The sequence below is a fragment of the Oribacterium sp. HCP28S3_H8 genome (genome assembly GCF_052064775.1).
In the GTDB taxonomy this organism is placed as follows: Bacteria; Bacillota; Clostridia; order Lachnospirales; family Lachnospiraceae; genus Oribacterium.
Map to the genome: position 1 here is coordinate 1 of NZ_JBQHUZ010000012.1, position 16,306 is coordinate 16,306.

Genomic DNA, 16,306 nt, shown 5'->3' on the forward strand with positions numbered 1-16,306 from the left:
TTCTTAGATCTGGTCGAGCCGAACATAATGTCCGCAATCGCATCGAATATAGAGTCCATATCTTCCCAAAGAAGCATGGATGTAACAATGGTGCTCCGGACACGTTATATTATTCAGATCAATATAGGCGTTCATATCATCCTTGCTAAGATAATCCATGTTGCCGCACGTTGGCCATTCTCCAACTTCTCGGTCAAAGCCGATCGGCTGTCATCAATCAAGCGTGTATCGAGACTCGTAAGCGATTTGATCATTTCAATCGTATGCTTTCCAGTGATACGGAAGACCAATGGGAAGATCGTATAATATCCCGTGTTCTTATCTGTGAATAGTCCCTTGAATTCTGGGACACCATACCAGATCACTGTATCGTCAACCGCAAGGAGCGGAAAAATAGCATCTTCGCTGGCCCATGTGAATTTCTTCCATTCATCAGGAAGCGCCTTATAATCCGATGCTTTGCACAGGATTTTCACCCCATGCTGACGTTCATGATTCAACAATTCCGGAATTACTGATCCCGGTTTGCGTTCTCCGGCGGGCAGAGACACGATGATTTGATTTTGTGCTCTGCTGATGTCATCTATCAGTTGATCTTTGATCTCCTTCCTGTTCCTGAATCCTTTGATATTTCTCCCAAAAGAAAGACCATCTATAATTGTCCGTATAGAATCCCCATTTCAATAATCCTCCATCGGCACTATTCCATCAAATATTGTTATGTCAAATTAGCGAGTGATCTCATGACAAGATCTACGTCCTGGTTCTCAAGCTCCTGAATGACATGCAGGTACGTCTTCTGTGTAGTCGTCATGCTGGCGTGTCCCAGTCTTCTTGCTACACTGCCAACAGAGACACCTGCATACAGAAGAATGGAAGCATGCGTATGGCGCAATCCATGTACAGAAATAACCGGAATTTCCAATTTTTTACAATACCGCTCCAGAATATCATTCACCGTGGAGTTGTATACCTTCTTATCCGTTGCAAAGATCGGTTTGTCCGACGGCAGATCTTTGACAAGAGAAGCGAACTGCATGACCACCTGCCAGTCGATCTGAATTTTGCGGACAGAGGAACGGTTTTTCGTTGGTGCGAAACCTCCACCTTCCTTATAATTCCATGTTTTGTTTACTGATACCGTCTGGTGTGCAAAGTCAAAATCTGCCGGTGTAATCGCCAACGCCTCCGAGAATCGCATTCCAGTCTTTGCCACCAGCAGAATAAACCAGTCCCAGTTGACCTCGCTGCCAAGCGTCAAACTTTTCAAAAGCGTATGAAGCTCAAACTGGTTCAGATACTTTTTCTTCTTATCAGCAGGCGTACATCCCTTAATAATCACTTTCCTTGTAGGGTCCCGCGGAATCAGTCCCTCATCAACAGCATCCAGAATTGCTCCCTTCAACTGATGATGAAAATCCATGGTTGTCTGCCGCTCGTGCTCCTTGGCATATTCGTTAATGATCTGCTGATAGCCCGTTCTCGTTACATCACATAGTTTCAGGTCCGGTGCGAGTTTCTCAATCCATGTGAGACTCATCCTGTACTTTGAGAGCGTCACATCACGAATGGCTCCCTCCTTATATACGGAAATCCAATTCCGATAATAATCCTTCAGCTGATCGGTCGCTTTAAATTCATCAGACATTTTCTGCTCCTTTCTATGCCGATGAAGGACCGATCTTTCTTTTATTTTTCATCCTTCTTGTCCGGATCCGGAATATCGCAGCCATCCGACAGAATAAAGTCCGTCAGGAGCTTATCCACGCGGTTATTGACCATAAAGGGAGGGAGTTTCTTCCCATCCACCTTGGTGAAATACTCCTGTGCCTTTTCCCGAACTACCGTTGCCTTCAGTGTATCAAAACGCCCATATTCATTCAGTTTGTTCTTTGTCACATGTGCTTCCATCATACCGGTAAGCAGCTTTTCAGAGAGGCCAAGGTATTTGACTACTCTATGAACCTGTTCGGACTTGGCGTTTTTTGCATATACAACGATGTAATCATGGAAGCTCTTGCCAGGCTCAAGGTGTGCATCGCCGGTCTGTACATCATGCAGGAAAAGGTTTGCAAATTTCTGATCGTCCTGTGAAAGAAAGGCAAACGACTTATGGAGCTCTTCCAATGTGTTCTCCAGATCCTTTGGATCAATGTTCGGATCGGTCAGCTGCTTCTTATACTTCTCAAACCTCGAGTTCATGTAATCATTGTCTATAACGCCGGTATTCTGTTCCGTGAGATACGGATCAATCGGGAAAGTCACTTCCGGATCCGGATCTCCATCACCGCCGCCTCCTGTTCGCAGCTCTTTATAACGCTGCAGAAGGATCTCATATTGCTCCTCTGTTGGAATCAGCTTGATCGTTTCGTTATTTCTTTCATCCTCAGGGTCCATCTTGGCAGAGTATTCTCTCTGATCCCACCGGAATCCCTGAATCCGTGCCGCCTGCAGATAAGTCGAGAATTCACGGAAGAGCTTTGCAAATTTTGCTTTCGCTGGAATATCCTCCGGCAAGCGATCCATATCTGCAATGCCCGCATTTATGAAAATATCTCTCATATCGACAAATGTCACATTCATATGCGTCACATTCTCTGGAAGATGATCCGCAAAGAGCCCCTGCGGCCGATCACCAGAATAGAGCCTGACAGCATCCTCAATGTTCCGCTTCATGGTATGCGGCATGCGGTAATAACGGATAGTACCGAACGGCTTCTCATTGATATTGAAGAGTCGGTTCGTTCTCGAAAATGCCTGAATCAGGTTCTGGTAGACCAGCACTTTGTCGAGATACAGCGTATTGATCCACTTTGAATCGAATCCCGTGAGCATCTGATTGACAACGATCAATAGGTTGAGCTGTTCTTCCGGCTTCACACGCTCATAAGGCTTCTTGTGCGCCAGTCTTGCCGAAACATCTTTTTTGAATGCGGCATACCTTCCGATATCAAAGTTCTGCCCGAAGATCCGGTTATAGTCCTCCAGCATCTCCTTCAGACCGTCTTCTTTGTCCAGAGACTTCTTTCCACCTTCATTGTCGATTGTCGGGTCAAATAGTCCTGTTACCTTGAAATCCGGATATTTTGCACGGAAGATCCGATAGTAGCGCACTGCCTCCGGAATGCTGGAGGTTGCAAAGATGGCATGAAATTTACTGTTCCGACTGAGTGTCAGCCAACCAGACATGATATCGTCAACTACCGTATTCTCATACTCATCCGTCTGCCAGGCTTCCGCGCCAATATAGTCCTCTATTCCTTTCTGGTAATGACCATCCTGCTGCTTGTAACCGGCCATCGGCACCTCTGCAGAAGACATGAAATGATAAAATTTTCTGCTCTTCACGGGATCAGCAACTGCCTGCTCTTCTGTCTCAGCCTTTGCTTCCTGAAGAGCTACCATTTTTCGAAGGTCCTTATCCTTGTAAACCAGAACCATTGTCGGATCAAAGCCGAGCACGTTTTTGTCCCGGATTCCATCCGCAATACTGTAGCGGTGAAGCTCATCACCGAAAATATCTGCCGTTGTGCTCAGTGCCTGCTCGTTTTCCGTAAAGACAGGCGTCCCTGTAAAGCCAAAGAATAATGCATTAGGGAAGGTTGCCTTGATAGTCGAAAGCATCTCTCCAAAGGTGGACCTGTGGCACTCATCAATGATAAAGACAAGGCGCTTCTTCTTCATCTCTTCCAGGTCTTTGGAGCGCATCTTGCTGGCAGCATCCTCTTTGATATTGCTCATCTTCTGAATGGAAGAGACAATCAGCGTATTCTTTGGATCCGTACTCTTCAGTTTGGAAATGAGCGTAATGGTATCCTCTGTCTCCTGCACATCATCTGCATTGTCTGCAAAGGCGCGGTATTCTTTCAGCGACTGTGTGCCGAGCTCGATCCGGTCCATCAGGAACACGACCTTGTCCGCATCCTTGGAATTGGCGATCAGTTGCGCAGATTTAAACGAAGTCATGGTTTTACCAGAGCCCGTCGTATGCCATACATATCCACCGAGCTGATTCCCTTCTGTCCAGTCGTTCTTTGCTACACGGTCGGAAATCTTGTTGGCGGCATAATACTGGTAGCTCCGCATGACCTTCAGTACGCCATCAGAATCATCTGCTACGGTGTAGAAGCCAATCAACTGATGTGCCATAGGAATGGACAGAAGCCTCTCCACAACCTGTTTCCAGTTGTTAATCGGATCATTGTTCAGGTCTGCCCAATGGAAATAAAAATCTGAATTGAATTTTCCATCCGGACCGGGGTTTGCAAAATAGAGTGTTTCCTCCGGATTCATAGCCACAAAAACCTGAACAAGTGAGAACAAGCCGGTGAAAACACCCTCGTGCGCATACTTTTCAATCTGATTGACCGCCTCCTGCACAGGTACGCCAGAGCGCTTCAGCTCAATGTGAAAGACCGGCATGCCGTTGATCAGAAGCATCAGATCCCCGCGGCGGTCCTGCAGCACCTTCTCATGCCTTGGGAACAGCGGCTGCTCCACAATCTGATAGCGGCTCTGCCCGGCAGCAATTTCCATGCGGTCATAAATTTTCAGGCTGACCTCCTTGCCATAGTGAAGTTTATCAGCCGGATTTTTACGGATCAAAGATACTGTCTTGCCATTGATAAAACCATTCAAGGCGAGAGGTGTGCGCAGTGCCCTGATCTGCTCCAGGAGCTCGTCCATCTCCTCAGGAATAAGCGGGCAGTCATTCAGACGGTCGATATCACGATTGTTCTCAAAGAGAATGTTGGCCCAGTTCTGGATCAGATCCTTCTCCATGGGTTCATAGATTACATTCTTCTCCCAGCCATAACTCTGTAGTGCAGCGATAACCGCTTTCTCAAAGTCGGCTTCTTTTTCAAAATGATCCATATAAAAAGCTCCTGTTAATGCAAATTTGTGTCCTGTTCAGCTTTCGATGATGAAGGGTGATAAGGTTGTCGAGTCGCTTGAAAAATGCACCAATTTGCTGCTGCTCAGCGTATTGGGGAACCATAATGTTCTTTGCTAACAGCTCATCTTTAGTTATGCCTTTAATCGATGTTCCTTGTACTGCATTCAGCTCTGATTGCAACTTTTTATATAAGGCATAAACCGTGAAAAGAGGTTCTGCATTGAGCTTGCTCAATGATAGGAAATCTTGGCTTGTAGCATAGGAATACGGCATAAATGCGAGCTTTCCAACACCTACACGGGTAATAATTGCTATTGAGTTTCCCGGTATGAGTTGAGCAGCGGAATTGTTTAATCCATCCTGAGTTATCCACTTTCTTGGTTCTACGCCAAGCAGCTTACCATCCACTACATCAGAGGACTGTATCCACGGAATATCTCCGTTCCAATATGCCTCATTTGATGTTGTAGGAGTACCTCCTCCATAGGTCCTTTCAGCCAAATCCGACACCTTACGCTGTTCCCAATCATCAGTGAAGCCTTTGAAGCGAATTTTGGGTTTTTTCATATTATTCATGTGCTTCACCTCCTAGAAGTTTCTGAAGTTCACGGATTCCTGCCATGTCAGCTTCAGTTCCGGTTAAATCAGAGAGCATGGTAGAAAGCGAATCTTCTGTGTCCCGAATTTTTTCTTCCAGATCGCTCATCGTAACAGAATATTTACCTGCCAGCATCTCGATGTTTTTTGTAAATGCATCTACCATGCTGTCTGCGAGAGAAAGTATGCCGGTTTCAACCGGCGCTGCCCATTTTTCATGAAAAAGTTGCCGAACTTGCGCATCAGTCAAGCTTTTGATCGTATCTTTTGTTTTCAGATGGAGGCTTTCCTCATCGGATTTAATCTCGGCCTTTAGCTTTTTCTCTTTATCATTCAATGCCTCAGCCTGTCTGAGCGTCTGAATCAATGTCTTATTGTCTGCGCCATCCTCTTTCAGCGTCTTGATGACGCCCTTGATATTCTTGACGACGAAGGCATCATTCGTGTCATTCAACGCGTCAGATATTGAATCCTTGTCATCCTCACTAAGGGATTCAATCAGCTCATCGTAGCTAGACGGAATCTCGGCAAGCTCATTTTCCTTCTCTGTCAATGCGTTAAGAGCATCTTTCAGGCAGACACGCTCCACGAGGTCGAATGGCAGAATATGCCCTTTCCAGCCCTCCTGAACCTCGACATCCTTTCCGTTCTTTTTCTTCACGACCATATTAGGGTCGACCTGTGTCACTGCCTTCATGCCCTCTGTCTGAATCAACTCGAGGTCTCCTGCAATGCCCGGGAATGCTCCCTCAAAAATCTCATATGCCTGATAAGGATCAAGAAGCGGAATATCCTTGAATCTTTTGAAAATACTGGCAGCCAGTTCTTCCTCCGTCCTCGGCACAGAAAGAGTCTCGGCCTGATCGATCAGTACTCTGTCCATTTCATCGCCAAAATCTGAGAAGGCAGCCTTATAGTGTTCGCAGAAGCGCCGCACATCCTCATTGCTGCGGATTGTCGCTTTGATGTTGTCGGTGTGAAGAGAAAGATAACCCCTATCTCCAGTGAACAGTTCATCCTTCAGGCTAGGGAAGACTCTCCAGAACTGATCAAAACTCTTGAGTTCATCTTTCGGGATTCCTCCAAACATAGTGGCATAAATGTCATAGCTTTCTGCCTCTTCAGAGGAATCAACATAACGCGGAATGTTAAGGTTGTAATCATTTGCACGGATTTCTTCACGACTTACTACGCGGGAATATTTCGGCGTCGTGCGGCGTTCCCGGACGGTATCTGCGATTCTTCGGATATCTGAAGCGCGAAGCTTGTTGTTCTTGCCTTCCTTTGCAAACCCCTTAGATGCATCAATGATCAGGACGTCAGTATTTTCACGCTTCTGCCGCAGAACCATGATGATAGTCGGAATGCCTGTGCCGAAGAAAATATTGGCAGGAAGACCGATGATCGCATCAATGTTGTTCTGCTCAATCAGATTCTTTCGAATCGTACCTTCCTCTCCGCCACGGAAGAGAACGCCGTGCGGAAGGACAATAGTCATGATTCCATCTGGTTTCAGATGATAGAGATCATGAAGAAGGAACGCATAGTCCGCCTTGGATTTCGGTGCGAGACCGTATCTTGCATAACGCGCATCATTTTCTTTTCCTGAAGGATCCCATCGCTGCGAATATGGAGGATTCGAAACAACCGCATCCACATAGAGCGGTTCATATGTTCCCGTCGGATCAGTATCATCAAAATATGGCCAGTCCTCTTCCAATGTGTCACCGTTTCTGGTTACGATATTGTCCGGCAGAATGCCGCGCATAACCAGATTCATACGGGTCAGGTTGTATGTATTGGCTTTGAGCTCCTGCGCGTAATAACGAATATGATCTGCATTGCCCATGTATTTTGCCGCAGTCTTGCCGATGTTGATGAGGAGGCTCCCGGATCCTGACGTAGGATCATAGATTTTTATTTCGCTGCGTCCTTTCAGATGATTGGCAACAATCTCAGACATGAGAAGAGACACCTCGTGAGGGGTGTAGAATTCTCCTGCTTTCTTACCGGCATTGGCAGCGAAATTGGAGATCAGATATTCATAAATGAAACCGAGAACATCGTAATCCTGTTTACCGTTCATTGGGATCTCATCGATCAACTGAATGAGGTCACTGACAGCCTTTGTCTGAGATTTTGTGTTCTCTCCCAGTTTTGACAATCCTGTTTCCAGTGTATTGAAGATGCCTTCAAAAACTTTCTTATGCGATTCAGAGATCAGTCGATTAAAGGAAGACAGGCCCGTGCGAACATTATCTACCGAAAAATCCGATCCCATGTGAATCCATGTGGAGAAGAGATCCTTGTAAGCAATGAAATAGCCGAGACTCTGCTGTGCACTGGACTTGCTGGAATACTGATCGTCAGCCTCTTCGTTTACATATTCCCGGATGCTGTCTTTATCGTATCCTCTATCCAGGAGCCAGTGCTCCTCTTTGTCGGAAAGATATTTATAGAAAATGAAGCCAAGGATATAGTCCTTGTACTCATTTGCCTCGATCTTTGACCGCATTCTGTTCGCGGACTCCCAGATCTTCGCAGCCAGCTGTTGCTTATTCATTAACCTGTTCCCCCTGTTTCTTTATTCGTCTCGGATCTTCTGGTTTCTTTGCCTCTTTGGGAATCAGCCAGGTTTTACCTTTCTTCTCTGCTCCCGCGACACGACCTTCGCTGCAAAGCAGTGATACTCTCCGGCTGGATATTCCCCAGACCTTAGACATTTCCATACTGGTGAGGTAATCCATTTCTCCATCCTCCAATAGGTGTGAAGACAATGCTGTTGGTTTCAGTATAATCATATATCTGAATAGATGCTACCCTTTTTCTTAATCATAACGATAGTTTTGAACAATGATGAAATAGAAAGTAGCGGGTAACAAGGTATCCTCTGCTCTTTCCTTCCTGCATCTTCCGGTTGATATCGATCAGAAGGTCAAAGTCCTTCCCGTCCGCCGGAATCTGCGAAAGATTGCCGCGCTTCATCAGCGCAGTCATTTGTTCGTCATAGTGCAGATATCTTGATCGTCTTGCCATTTGCCTTCCTCCTTCTCATGGCATAAAAAATGACCGACGCCTTTCTTCTCGAAAAGCAATCGGTCTAAAGTAATTAGCATCTGTCTTGCCAACTTCATGTATAGTTGTGGTTCATTGCCGGAAATTCCGGCGACTAAAAACCGGAAGCACAATTTGCACTGGCTTCCAGCTGGTAATTACTGTTCATTTATTCAGGCACATACAAACTGGGATTTGACTTTCCTATTTTCTTAAAATCTCATGTGGAGCTTCTATTTCATTTGCCAAGGTATGCTCAGTTAATTCTGACATCAATTTCAATTTTTTATTAATCAATGGTCGCATACAATTAGGAACATGTTCCTGATGCGCTCTGTGGATCGCTACACATTCCTTACAGTTTCCGTGATAACGACAGGCTTTCAGGCAAGGACAGTGATCTTTGTCTTTATACTCCTTACGAAATTCCGCTGCAAATTCTTCTTGCAGTCTCAGTCCCTCGACACGGTTTCCCTTATGAAATTCTACCATTGCATCCAGTTCTTTCTGGTTCCCTTCAATCTTCATGTTATTATAGCGCCTCCATTTCAACTATTCCTCATTTTCTGATAAATCCCGATTTTGCGTCATCCCGACAAACGGGAATTTGTTTGTACAATGTTCAAGATATAACTGTTATTATGTCTTGATTAGAGTACAAACTCATATAAGAGGAACTTCCTCGGTACTCCAATATCAACATATGTGATTTCAACCTTATCCACATACTTAAATCCAAACGACATATACATTTTCTGTGGAATATCATTTCCCTCTATGCAATCAAGACGAATTGATTTAAGGTTTCTTTCCCTTGCTGTGTCTATTGCGTGTTGAACTAACTGCTTCGAGTATCCACGACCTCCATATTCCGGAAGGACACGCAAGGCATGAAGAACTACTGTCTCGTTATCATTTGCATCAATAAGCCATTTAACTGTGTGATACGCCTCATCACGATCATGATTCATAATATACGCCGCAACAATTCGACCATCTTCAATACCGATAAACTGATTTCTCTCTTTGATTGCATCCTTGATCATTTCATCTGGAGGAAAACCGCCTTTATCTCCCTCCGGCAGAAAATCTTTTCCGCTCAAAACCTTACACATACCGTCATAAAAATGTCGCAATTCTATAAAATTTTTCTCTTCTGCATATCTGATAATCATAGAAATCTATCCCTCCAACTTCCGATTTATATTTCTCTTTTATGTCTTTCGATCAGTAAAAGGATAAACATGCCTGACCATATGACCCACGCGATCAATATTCCCTTTATAGGAAAAATGAAGTCAATAACAGCTCCAATGAAAAAGGGAATCGGCCATAGCATCATATGCTTTCCGTAATCCTTGCACATTTTCTTCTCATCATATTTTTTGCGTTCTTCAGCGGACTTCATATTATAGCCTGTTAAGAAGTTCGCTGCTTTCCCGTTTGATCTGTAAAACAAGAACCCAATCAAAAAGAAACTGGCAGCCATTACCAGGTCCAGGATTATGCAGGATTCCTTTAACGACATATTCATTTACCCCTGATTCTCTATTCACCTACACTGACTATGTATCATGTACCACGCTCGTGATCACTGCTCTTGCAATCTTTCAAAGCTTGAGGTCGCAATTTGCGGCCTCAAGCGATTTCGTCTACAAGTCAAACATACCATAAAGCACCCAGGAGGACAATGAATACTTCTCACTTTGCCTTTTCTCAAAGAGAAGGATCTATCCGTTATCAACCATCTGAACTATTTTCCGGGCCTTCGCCATCTTCTTCCAAATTGCCGTCATCCTCCAGTTCTTTCAGATAGTCTTCCTCTTCGCCCTCCTGATAATCCGCGTCCATACGTTTCCTCCTTGTGGATTTGTGTGCAGATGCCAGTATCATAAGCATCTGCGTCATCTGGCTGCTATTCAAACAGGGATGAAAGGCTTTTCAGCCTCTTTTCCTGCTGACTGCACGCAAAAAAGGCACCCCCTCTCAGATTGATTCTGAAAAGGAGTGCCTTGAAGGTTTTTTGCCTATGATTTTCCCCGGATCAATACAGCTTCGCGCCGGCCGGGATGTGGTTATCGACCATCAGAAGATGAAGCTCTTCTTCATCGCTGTCCTTCTTGTTGTTGACTGCGGAAAGCAACATGCCACAGGAATCGATGCCCATCATCTTCCTCGGAGGGAGATTGGTGATGGCGATCAATGTCTTTCCGACCAGTTCTTCCGGCTCATAGTAAGCATGGATACCGGAAAGAATGATCCGGTCTGTGCCTGTTCCATCATCCAGAGTGAACTGAAGGAGCTTCTTGGACTTCTCTACTGCCTGGAAACAAGTTCATCCATCATTGCAACGACGGCATCACAAGGGTGAATTGCTAAACGAAGTTCCACTCGTAAACTTTAAAACTGGAAGTTAATCCTTCCAAAAAAAATACTGGAGGTTAATTCTTCCGAAATAGGACTACAATAGCCACTGTTGGTCCACCACCTGTTGCTCCGACCAGAACAGGAGGACCTGATGGCTAAGTATAGGCATTTGAATAGCGAAGACCGTTCTCACATCGAGACTAGTCTGAATAACAGGCAGTCGTTCAAGGAGATTCGTTTCCATATGGTTTTCAGGAAGACCGGTGCTTACGGACGTCCGTTCAGAATCAGATGTACAGTAGCACGGGGCGAAAAAATGGAACTTTCAGTTGCAATCCAGGCAAAGGTGGAAGTTACCCCTTCAAACTGGAACTTCGGATTTCAACCGACCATTTCTTTTTCCGGTATTCTCTGTCCCACGGATTTCCTCATGATAGAAATAATCTACGATCACCGGATGCCCCTGCGGGACTCTGCCATAAGGCATTTCATTATCCACAAAGGCACAATCATATTTCTTAGCCATTTCCTCAGCTTTTACTTCAAGTGCTTCAAAGTAGCTGCGGTTATGCTTGTTATAGATCTCGTCGTAAAGTGGTACAAGATCAGGATATTTTCCGGCGATATAATCCATAATTGTTTTTTTGAAGCCGCCTCGAAGATTGAGGTTTTCGAGCCAGAACAGATCACACTGATCCTTTACCCGCTCAAAGATTGCTTCAAAATCCGTGATACCGGGGAATACCGGGGATACGAAACAGACTGTACGGATACCTGCTTTATATACCTGCTTCATAGCAGAGATACGGCGCTCAATGCTCGAAGCAGAGTCCATATCGTTCTTGAAATTTTCATCTAGTGTGTTGATCGACCATGAAACGGTTACACGTCCAAGCTTCTTCAGCAGATCAATATCCCGTACCACAAGATCCGACTTTGTGCAGATCAGAATATCTGCGTCACTGCCGATCAGTTGCTCCAGAAGTTTTCTGGTATTCCCGTATTGCTCCTCCTGTGGATTGTAGCCATCTGTCACAGAACCGATGACCACCCGCTGTCCGGCATATTTCTTCGGATTTTTAATTTCCGGCCAATGCTTCACATCAAGGAAAGTGCCCCATTCCTCCTTGTGCCCGGTAAAGCGTTTCATAAAAGAAGCATAGCAATACTTGCAGGCATGTGTACAGCCCACATAGGGATTGACCGAGTAACCGCCTACCGGCAGACTAGACTTAGTCATGATGTTCTTTGTTTCCACCTCACGAATGAGGATTCCATTTATTACTTCTTCCATGATTTCTGTACCTCTAACACTTTATTAAATTCTTCCGGCATTTCCTGAATCATATTTTCATCCCCTATGATAGGGACAAGGTCTTCCTTCATAAACACCGGAATGCCGAGCTTATGTGCCTGGTCCGCCAGAGACCATGCCCATTCCGGCTCCGTATGAATCTTCCTGCTCTGAGCTCCGGTCATGGTGCCCACAACGATCCAATTGATTCTGGAAAGGTCAACTGTGCCGGGATCGTCGAATAACGGCTCAAAGGTAACATGGTAATGTTTTGCTCTGACATTTTTCCGAATGGCGTCGATACGCCACAGTTCTGCTTTCCTCGTCACCGTAACGCCAAACCATGCGTTTTCCAGATCGGTATCAAAATCCAGCAAATCAGGTCGCTTGGTAAGGAACAGGAACTGATGTTGTGGATTTTCACGGATCTTTGCAAACACCTCGTCTCTCCATTCCGGCTTCCATCCAGAGAGATCGCTCATGCCGGTGAGAAGAAAGTTCTGCGGACGTTTCTTTTCCATCATCCTGAGCTTGCCTGGAAAGAACTCAGGATCAGAGAAGTCATCAATCATATGCCAGCGTTTCACATTGTTGCGGGCATAGCAATATGTACATCCCACTTTGCAGCCAATGACGATATTCATGTTCTGAATCTGATCTTTGATACAAATACTCATGACTTCTGCCACTCCTCAAGATTCTTTCTGATGCGGTCGAGGTATTCCTCAAACTGGGTAATTTCTTCCTTCGAAAAACCTTTGTAGTAAATACTGCCCATCTCATCAGATACAGAATCGTACTCGCCCTTTAAGGCATGTGCTTTCTCAGTCAGAAACAGAAGTGTTTTCCTTTTGTCCGTTTCAGACTGAACACGGCTTATCAGCCCTTGATTTTCCATTCTTTCCAGCATCGTAGTAAGAGATGTTATCGCTAATCCGCATTTAGTCGAGAGGGCCCTGATTGAGATACCATCCTCCTGCCACAGAACATAAAGAATACGTCCCTGGGCTCCATTAAACGCATCAATATTCTTTTCACTGAGAATCTTCTCGAAAATCCGGTCTCCAAGCTGTTTTATTTTGGTGACAAGAAATCCTCCATTCATGTCCATACAAAAGCTCCTATATAGTAGTTTATTAAAAACCTACTATATAGGAGCTTTATTGTCAACAATTTTGTTCAGGCTCTCATTCATTCAAAAGATTCCTTAAGTTTTCTCCGATATCACCTGTCAGGGCTACTGTCCTGTCTGCCAGCGCATCCGGAACGTTGATTTCTCCCGGCATATTCATCGTAATGAACTTCCAGGAAGGATATTCCGCTGCCATTCCCATCGTCGGGGCTTTGATCAGCTGGTTCCGGCTCCCAATGCCAAGCTCAAAGAGCAGAGCATTCTGCCCGGAATACTCCTGAAGGAATGCGTAAAATCTCTGCCGCTGGCCGTTCCACTCCTCAGACCCCTCCGTAAGGCCTTCGAAGTTACCTTCCACTTCGAAGATTCTGTCCCGGTCAAAACCATTCATCTGAAAATGCGCGTCGCCGTTACTGGTCACGATAAAATATGGTTTATTCCTGACAATTGAAAGCAGGTTTTTCATTACCTCACTGCCATGGTAGTCGTCAATTAAATACTGATGAACCGTCTGCATATATTCCTCATGATCGGCCGCCGTCATCGGCGTGAACACACCGCGGATCAGGCTGTCTGCGCCGTACTTCTGACGGAACTTCCCAAAGTACCTTCTGAACGACCCATTATCCGCAAAAATATGATACCCCTCCGCGATGGAAAGCCCGTTGCTCGCCGTAATCAGAATGGCGTCCGTGTTTTTCAGCCAGTCTTTTGCCTCTTTATAATCGTTTACTTTATATTCCATCATTTTTCACCCTCTACGATCATACAGCTGTGACTTTCTTCTCCATTTCACTTCTTACATCCTCCAGCACTTTTCCGATATCGCCTTTAATAGCAAGTCCCCGGTCCTCGATTGCCTCCGGCAGGAACGCATAATCCTTGTTCACAGAAATATACGTCGTCTGTGGCAAACTGTTCACCAGTTCCCAGAACGGCTCCTGGATGAACATCGGTGTGAGTCTTCCGACGCCGAGTTCCAGGAAAAGAATCTTCTCGTCCTTATGCGCGAGAATGTAATCTGATATCTTCTGATATTCCTCTTCGTATTTCTTACCGGTCAGGAAATTTCCATAACCCCGGACCCACGGAAACGCCTCAGCGCCGCAGTGCGGGCAGCGCGGGATCAGTTCCTTCGGCACTTCCGTGCCCTCACCCATGGCATCGATCATCTCCTGCACCGGTTTCACGGCATCCCATACCTCATCCGTGCAGCATCTGGAGCACTGGAAGAAGCGATGGTCGCCTTGAATCTGGGCGACTTTCGACTCCGGATACAGCTTTACGAACTGCGCGTCCTGATTTGTGGTCAGTACAAAGAATTCCTTATCCGCGATGACCGCATCCAAATCCAGGTACGGCTTCCGAACCTCCGCATGCTGGGTGGTATGCAGGAATGTTGCCATATATCCCCAGAACTCCTCACGGGAATCCCAGTGGGCAAACGCACCAGCAAAAGCACCTTTGAATCCGTATTTCTCCGCATACTTTCCGAAATATTTCCGGTAGGAGGCGTTGTCTTCATAATAGAAATCCCCGCCGCCTGCTGCGGAAAGGCCGGATGCTCCTCCAACGATCACGCAGTCCGCGTCCTTCACTTTCTGAACAAAATCCTGAATCTGCTCTTCATAAGGGAGCGGCTCTTTCTTTGTCAGCGGAACCACAGTCCTGCCGGATGCATATACGTTGTAATATCTGGAATAATTGCTCATCTGTACTTCATTTACAATCTGCTCATAAAAGGTCATGATTTTCATTCCTCTCTCATTTTTGATTCTGCGATACAAGGTTAGCGACAGTTTATTGACACCCTGTCTATAAACTAATATACTTAAATTTGGAAAAATTAGAAGAACACATTCTCTCAAAAGAATAACTTCCGTACAGAATTGCAAAACTGTACAGGAGTTTCTCACGATCTGGAATATTCGATTGCAGATATCAGAGAAAGACGGTGAATAAAATGAAGTCACCAAATCAGAAAAAGACTGACCGAAGAACGTTATACACACAGATGGTCATCAAAGACGCGCTTTTGGAACTGAATAAAGAAACCGCCTATGACAAGATCAATGTCACTATGGTCTGCAGGCAGGCTGAGATTGCCCGTGCTACCTTTTACCTGCATTTTGACAGCCTGGATGAAGTACTGGACAGTGTCATCGATGACGCCCTCCTCTTTTCAGAGAGCGGCTCCGGAACGGTTGTTGATGTACTCGATATTATCCGCAGCGGCAGGTCAGATGTGCTCCGTGAGAACGAAACCGTCCTGCCAGCGGATCGCTGATTCTGATAAATATCATCACTTGTTTATGGACGTATCTGTCAGCGACCATATCATCCAGAGGATTGCCGCTCATGAGCATGACAAAGTTGTCCCGGATCTTATGGCGCATACCGGCCTCGCCACAGATGAAGCCGAGATGCTTTTTAAGTTCATCCTAAACGGATCTTTCGCTGTAAACAGGAGCCTTAGCTGGGAGAAAAATGAACGATGGTACCGGTACCAGCAGATCCTTGGCAGATTTATTAATGCTGGGATAGAGAGATAATCACATCGCCACTTCTGTCACCATCCCGGTCTTCATGGTAAAGCGCATTCTGTCCGGGAAGACTTCGATCTTTTCAACGAAGTCCCGGACGAGCTTGTCATCATAAGCCAAGGCATCACCCTTACTGGCCTCCAGCTCTTTGCGCAGGGCCGCGATGCACTCCTCGTTACGGGTGAAGAGCGCCTGCTCCTTCAGATTTTCATAGATCATCTATGCGTCTTCGCTTTGGGCGTGAACGAAATGTTCAAAACCATATCCATTCCATCCGCAAGCCTTTGAAGGAGCTTGATGGATGGATTTCTGGTTCCATTCTCAAGTCTGCTGATCTCTGTTTGCGCAATCCCTGTTTTTTCTGCCAGTTCCTTCTGCGTCATATTCTGCTATATACGCACATCTATGATGGCACGGATGAC

The 16,306-nt window shown here is 45.5% G+C and carries 20 protein-coding genes; 3 read left to right on the plus strand and 17 right to left on the minus strand.

The window, feature by feature from the left end; translation table 11 throughout:
* Window positions 1-131: 131 nt before the first annotated feature.
* The 10 genes from ACTNEN_RS12000 to ACTNEN_RS12045 all read right to left on the minus strand — a co-directional run bounded on the left by ACTNEN_RS12000 (window position 132) and on the right by ACTNEN_RS12045 (window position 10,076).
* A complete protein-coding gene (locus tag ACTNEN_RS12000; protein ID WP_441206756.1) occupies window positions 132-503 on the minus strand; it encodes a hypothetical protein in 372 nt (123 codons plus the stop codon).
* A 215-nt stretch (window positions 504-718) separates the two neighbouring features.
* Window positions 719-1,648, minus strand: coding sequence for a site-specific integrase (locus ACTNEN_RS12005; RefSeq protein ID WP_441206757.1), 930 nt, complete (start codon window positions 1,646-1,648; stop codon window positions 719-721).
* Window positions 1,649-1,689: 41 nt separating this feature from the next.
* A complete protein-coding gene (locus ACTNEN_RS12010) occupies window positions 1,690-4,875 on the minus strand; it encodes a type I restriction endonuclease subunit R, EcoR124 family (RefSeq protein ID WP_441206758.1) in 3,186 nt (1,061 codons plus the stop codon).
* The gene (locus ACTNEN_RS12015) at window positions 4,862-5,473 is read right to left on the minus strand and encodes a restriction endonuclease subunit S (protein WP_441206759.1); all 612 of its coding nucleotides are present in this window, start codon (window positions 5,471-5,473) and stop codon (window positions 4,862-4,864) included. Before ACTNEN_RS12015 ends, ACTNEN_RS12010 begins: the two co-directional genes overlap by 14 nt.
* The gene (locus tag ACTNEN_RS12020) at window positions 5,466-8,057 is read right to left on the minus strand and encodes a type I restriction-modification system subunit M (RefSeq protein WP_441206760.1); all 2,592 of its coding nucleotides are present in this window, start codon (window positions 8,055-8,057) and stop codon (window positions 5,466-5,468) included. Before ACTNEN_RS12020 ends, ACTNEN_RS12015 begins: the two co-directional genes overlap by 8 nt.
* Window positions 8,050-8,241 (minus strand): DNA-binding protein, encoded by a 192-nt coding sequence (locus ACTNEN_RS12025; RefSeq protein WP_441206761.1) that lies wholly within the window; start codon window positions 8,239-8,241, stop codon window positions 8,050-8,052. Before ACTNEN_RS12025 ends, ACTNEN_RS12020 begins: the two co-directional genes overlap by 8 nt.
* Before the next feature lie 85 nt (window positions 8,242-8,326).
* Window positions 8,327-8,530 carry a hypothetical protein gene (locus ACTNEN_RS12030; protein WP_441206762.1) on the minus strand — a complete coding sequence of 68 codons (204 nt, stop codon included), beginning with the start codon at window positions 8,528-8,530 and terminating at the stop codon, window positions 8,327-8,329.
* Between the two features lie 222 nt (window positions 8,531-8,752).
* Window positions 8,753-9,076 (minus strand): hypothetical protein, encoded by a 324-nt coding sequence (locus ACTNEN_RS12035; RefSeq protein ID WP_004613237.1) that lies wholly within the window; start codon window positions 9,074-9,076, stop codon window positions 8,753-8,755.
* Between the two features lie 122 nt (window positions 9,077-9,198).
* Window positions 9,199-9,723, minus strand: coding sequence for a GNAT family N-acetyltransferase (locus ACTNEN_RS12040; RefSeq protein ID WP_441206763.1), 525 nt, complete (start codon window positions 9,721-9,723; stop codon window positions 9,199-9,201).
* A 26-nt stretch (window positions 9,724-9,749) separates the two neighbouring features.
* Window positions 9,750-10,076, minus strand: a complete 327-nt coding sequence (locus tag ACTNEN_RS12045) for a DUF3784 domain-containing protein (protein ID WP_441206764.1) — start codon at window positions 10,074-10,076, stop codon at window positions 9,750-9,752.
* Between the two features lie 501 nt (window positions 10,077-10,577).
* Between ACTNEN_RS12045 and ACTNEN_RS12050 the strand changes: the two genes are divergently transcribed.
* Window positions 10,578-10,919, plus strand: coding sequence for a hypothetical protein (locus tag ACTNEN_RS12050; protein WP_441206765.1), 342 nt, complete (start codon window positions 10,578-10,580; stop codon window positions 10,917-10,919).
* Between the two features lie 357 nt (window positions 10,920-11,276).
* On the opposite strand, the gene ACTNEN_RS12055 is transcribed toward ACTNEN_RS12050, so the two are convergent.
* The 5 genes from ACTNEN_RS12055 to ACTNEN_RS12075 all read right to left on the minus strand — a co-directional run bounded on the left by ACTNEN_RS12055 (window position 11,277) and on the right by ACTNEN_RS12075 (window position 15,098).
* On the minus strand, window positions 11,277-12,209 hold the full coding sequence (locus tag ACTNEN_RS12055; protein ID WP_441206766.1) for a radical SAM mobile pair protein B: 933 nt from the start codon (window positions 12,207-12,209) through the stop codon (window positions 11,277-11,279).
* The gene (locus tag ACTNEN_RS12060) at window positions 12,197-12,886 is read right to left on the minus strand and encodes a radical SAM mobile pair protein A (protein ID WP_441206767.1); all 690 of its coding nucleotides are present in this window, start codon (window positions 12,884-12,886) and stop codon (window positions 12,197-12,199) included. Before ACTNEN_RS12060 ends, ACTNEN_RS12055 begins: the two co-directional genes overlap by 13 nt.
* The gene (locus ACTNEN_RS12065; protein ID WP_441206768.1) at window positions 12,883-13,320 is read right to left on the minus strand and encodes a radical SAM mobile pair system MarR family transcriptional regulator; all 438 of its coding nucleotides are present in this window, start codon (window positions 13,318-13,320) and stop codon (window positions 12,883-12,885) included. Before ACTNEN_RS12065 ends, ACTNEN_RS12060 begins: the two co-directional genes overlap by 4 nt.
* Window positions 13,321-13,396: 76 nt before the next feature.
* A complete protein-coding gene (locus tag ACTNEN_RS12070; RefSeq protein WP_441206769.1) occupies window positions 13,397-14,089 on the minus strand; it encodes a hypothetical protein in 693 nt (230 codons plus the stop codon).
* A gap of 16 nt (window positions 14,090-14,105) precedes the next feature.
* Window positions 14,106-15,098 (minus strand): NAD-dependent protein deacetylase, encoded by a 993-nt coding sequence (locus ACTNEN_RS12075; RefSeq protein ID WP_441206770.1) that lies wholly within the window; start codon window positions 15,096-15,098, stop codon window positions 14,106-14,108.
* Window positions 15,099-15,304: 206 nt separating this feature from the next.
* Here ACTNEN_RS12075 and ACTNEN_RS12080 point away from each other — a divergent pair, with 206 nt between their 5' ends.
* Both ACTNEN_RS12080 and ACTNEN_RS12085 read left to right on the plus strand, forming a co-directional pair.
* The gene (locus ACTNEN_RS12080) at window positions 15,305-15,628 is read left to right on the plus strand and encodes a TetR/AcrR family transcriptional regulator (RefSeq protein ID WP_441206771.1); all 324 of its coding nucleotides are present in this window, start codon (window positions 15,305-15,307) and stop codon (window positions 15,626-15,628) included.
* A complete protein-coding gene (locus tag ACTNEN_RS12085) occupies window positions 15,594-15,893 on the plus strand; it encodes a hypothetical protein (protein ID WP_441206772.1) in 300 nt (99 codons plus the stop codon). The genes ACTNEN_RS12080 and ACTNEN_RS12085 overlap by 35 nt, the downstream gene beginning before the upstream one ends.
* Here ACTNEN_RS12085 and ACTNEN_RS12090 read toward each other — a convergent pair whose 3' ends face one another.
* Both ACTNEN_RS12090 and ACTNEN_RS12095 read right to left on the minus strand, forming a co-directional pair.
* Window positions 15,894-16,103, minus strand: coding sequence for a hypothetical protein (locus ACTNEN_RS12090; RefSeq protein ID WP_441206773.1), 210 nt, complete (start codon window positions 16,101-16,103; stop codon window positions 15,894-15,896). It abuts the gene before it with no gap.
* Window positions 16,100-16,267 (minus strand): helix-turn-helix domain-containing protein, encoded by a 168-nt coding sequence (locus ACTNEN_RS12095; protein ID WP_441206774.1) that lies wholly within the window; start codon window positions 16,265-16,267, stop codon window positions 16,100-16,102. The genes ACTNEN_RS12090 and ACTNEN_RS12095 overlap by 4 nt, the downstream gene beginning before the upstream one ends.
* Between the last annotated feature and the right edge of the window lie 39 nt (window positions 16,268-16,306).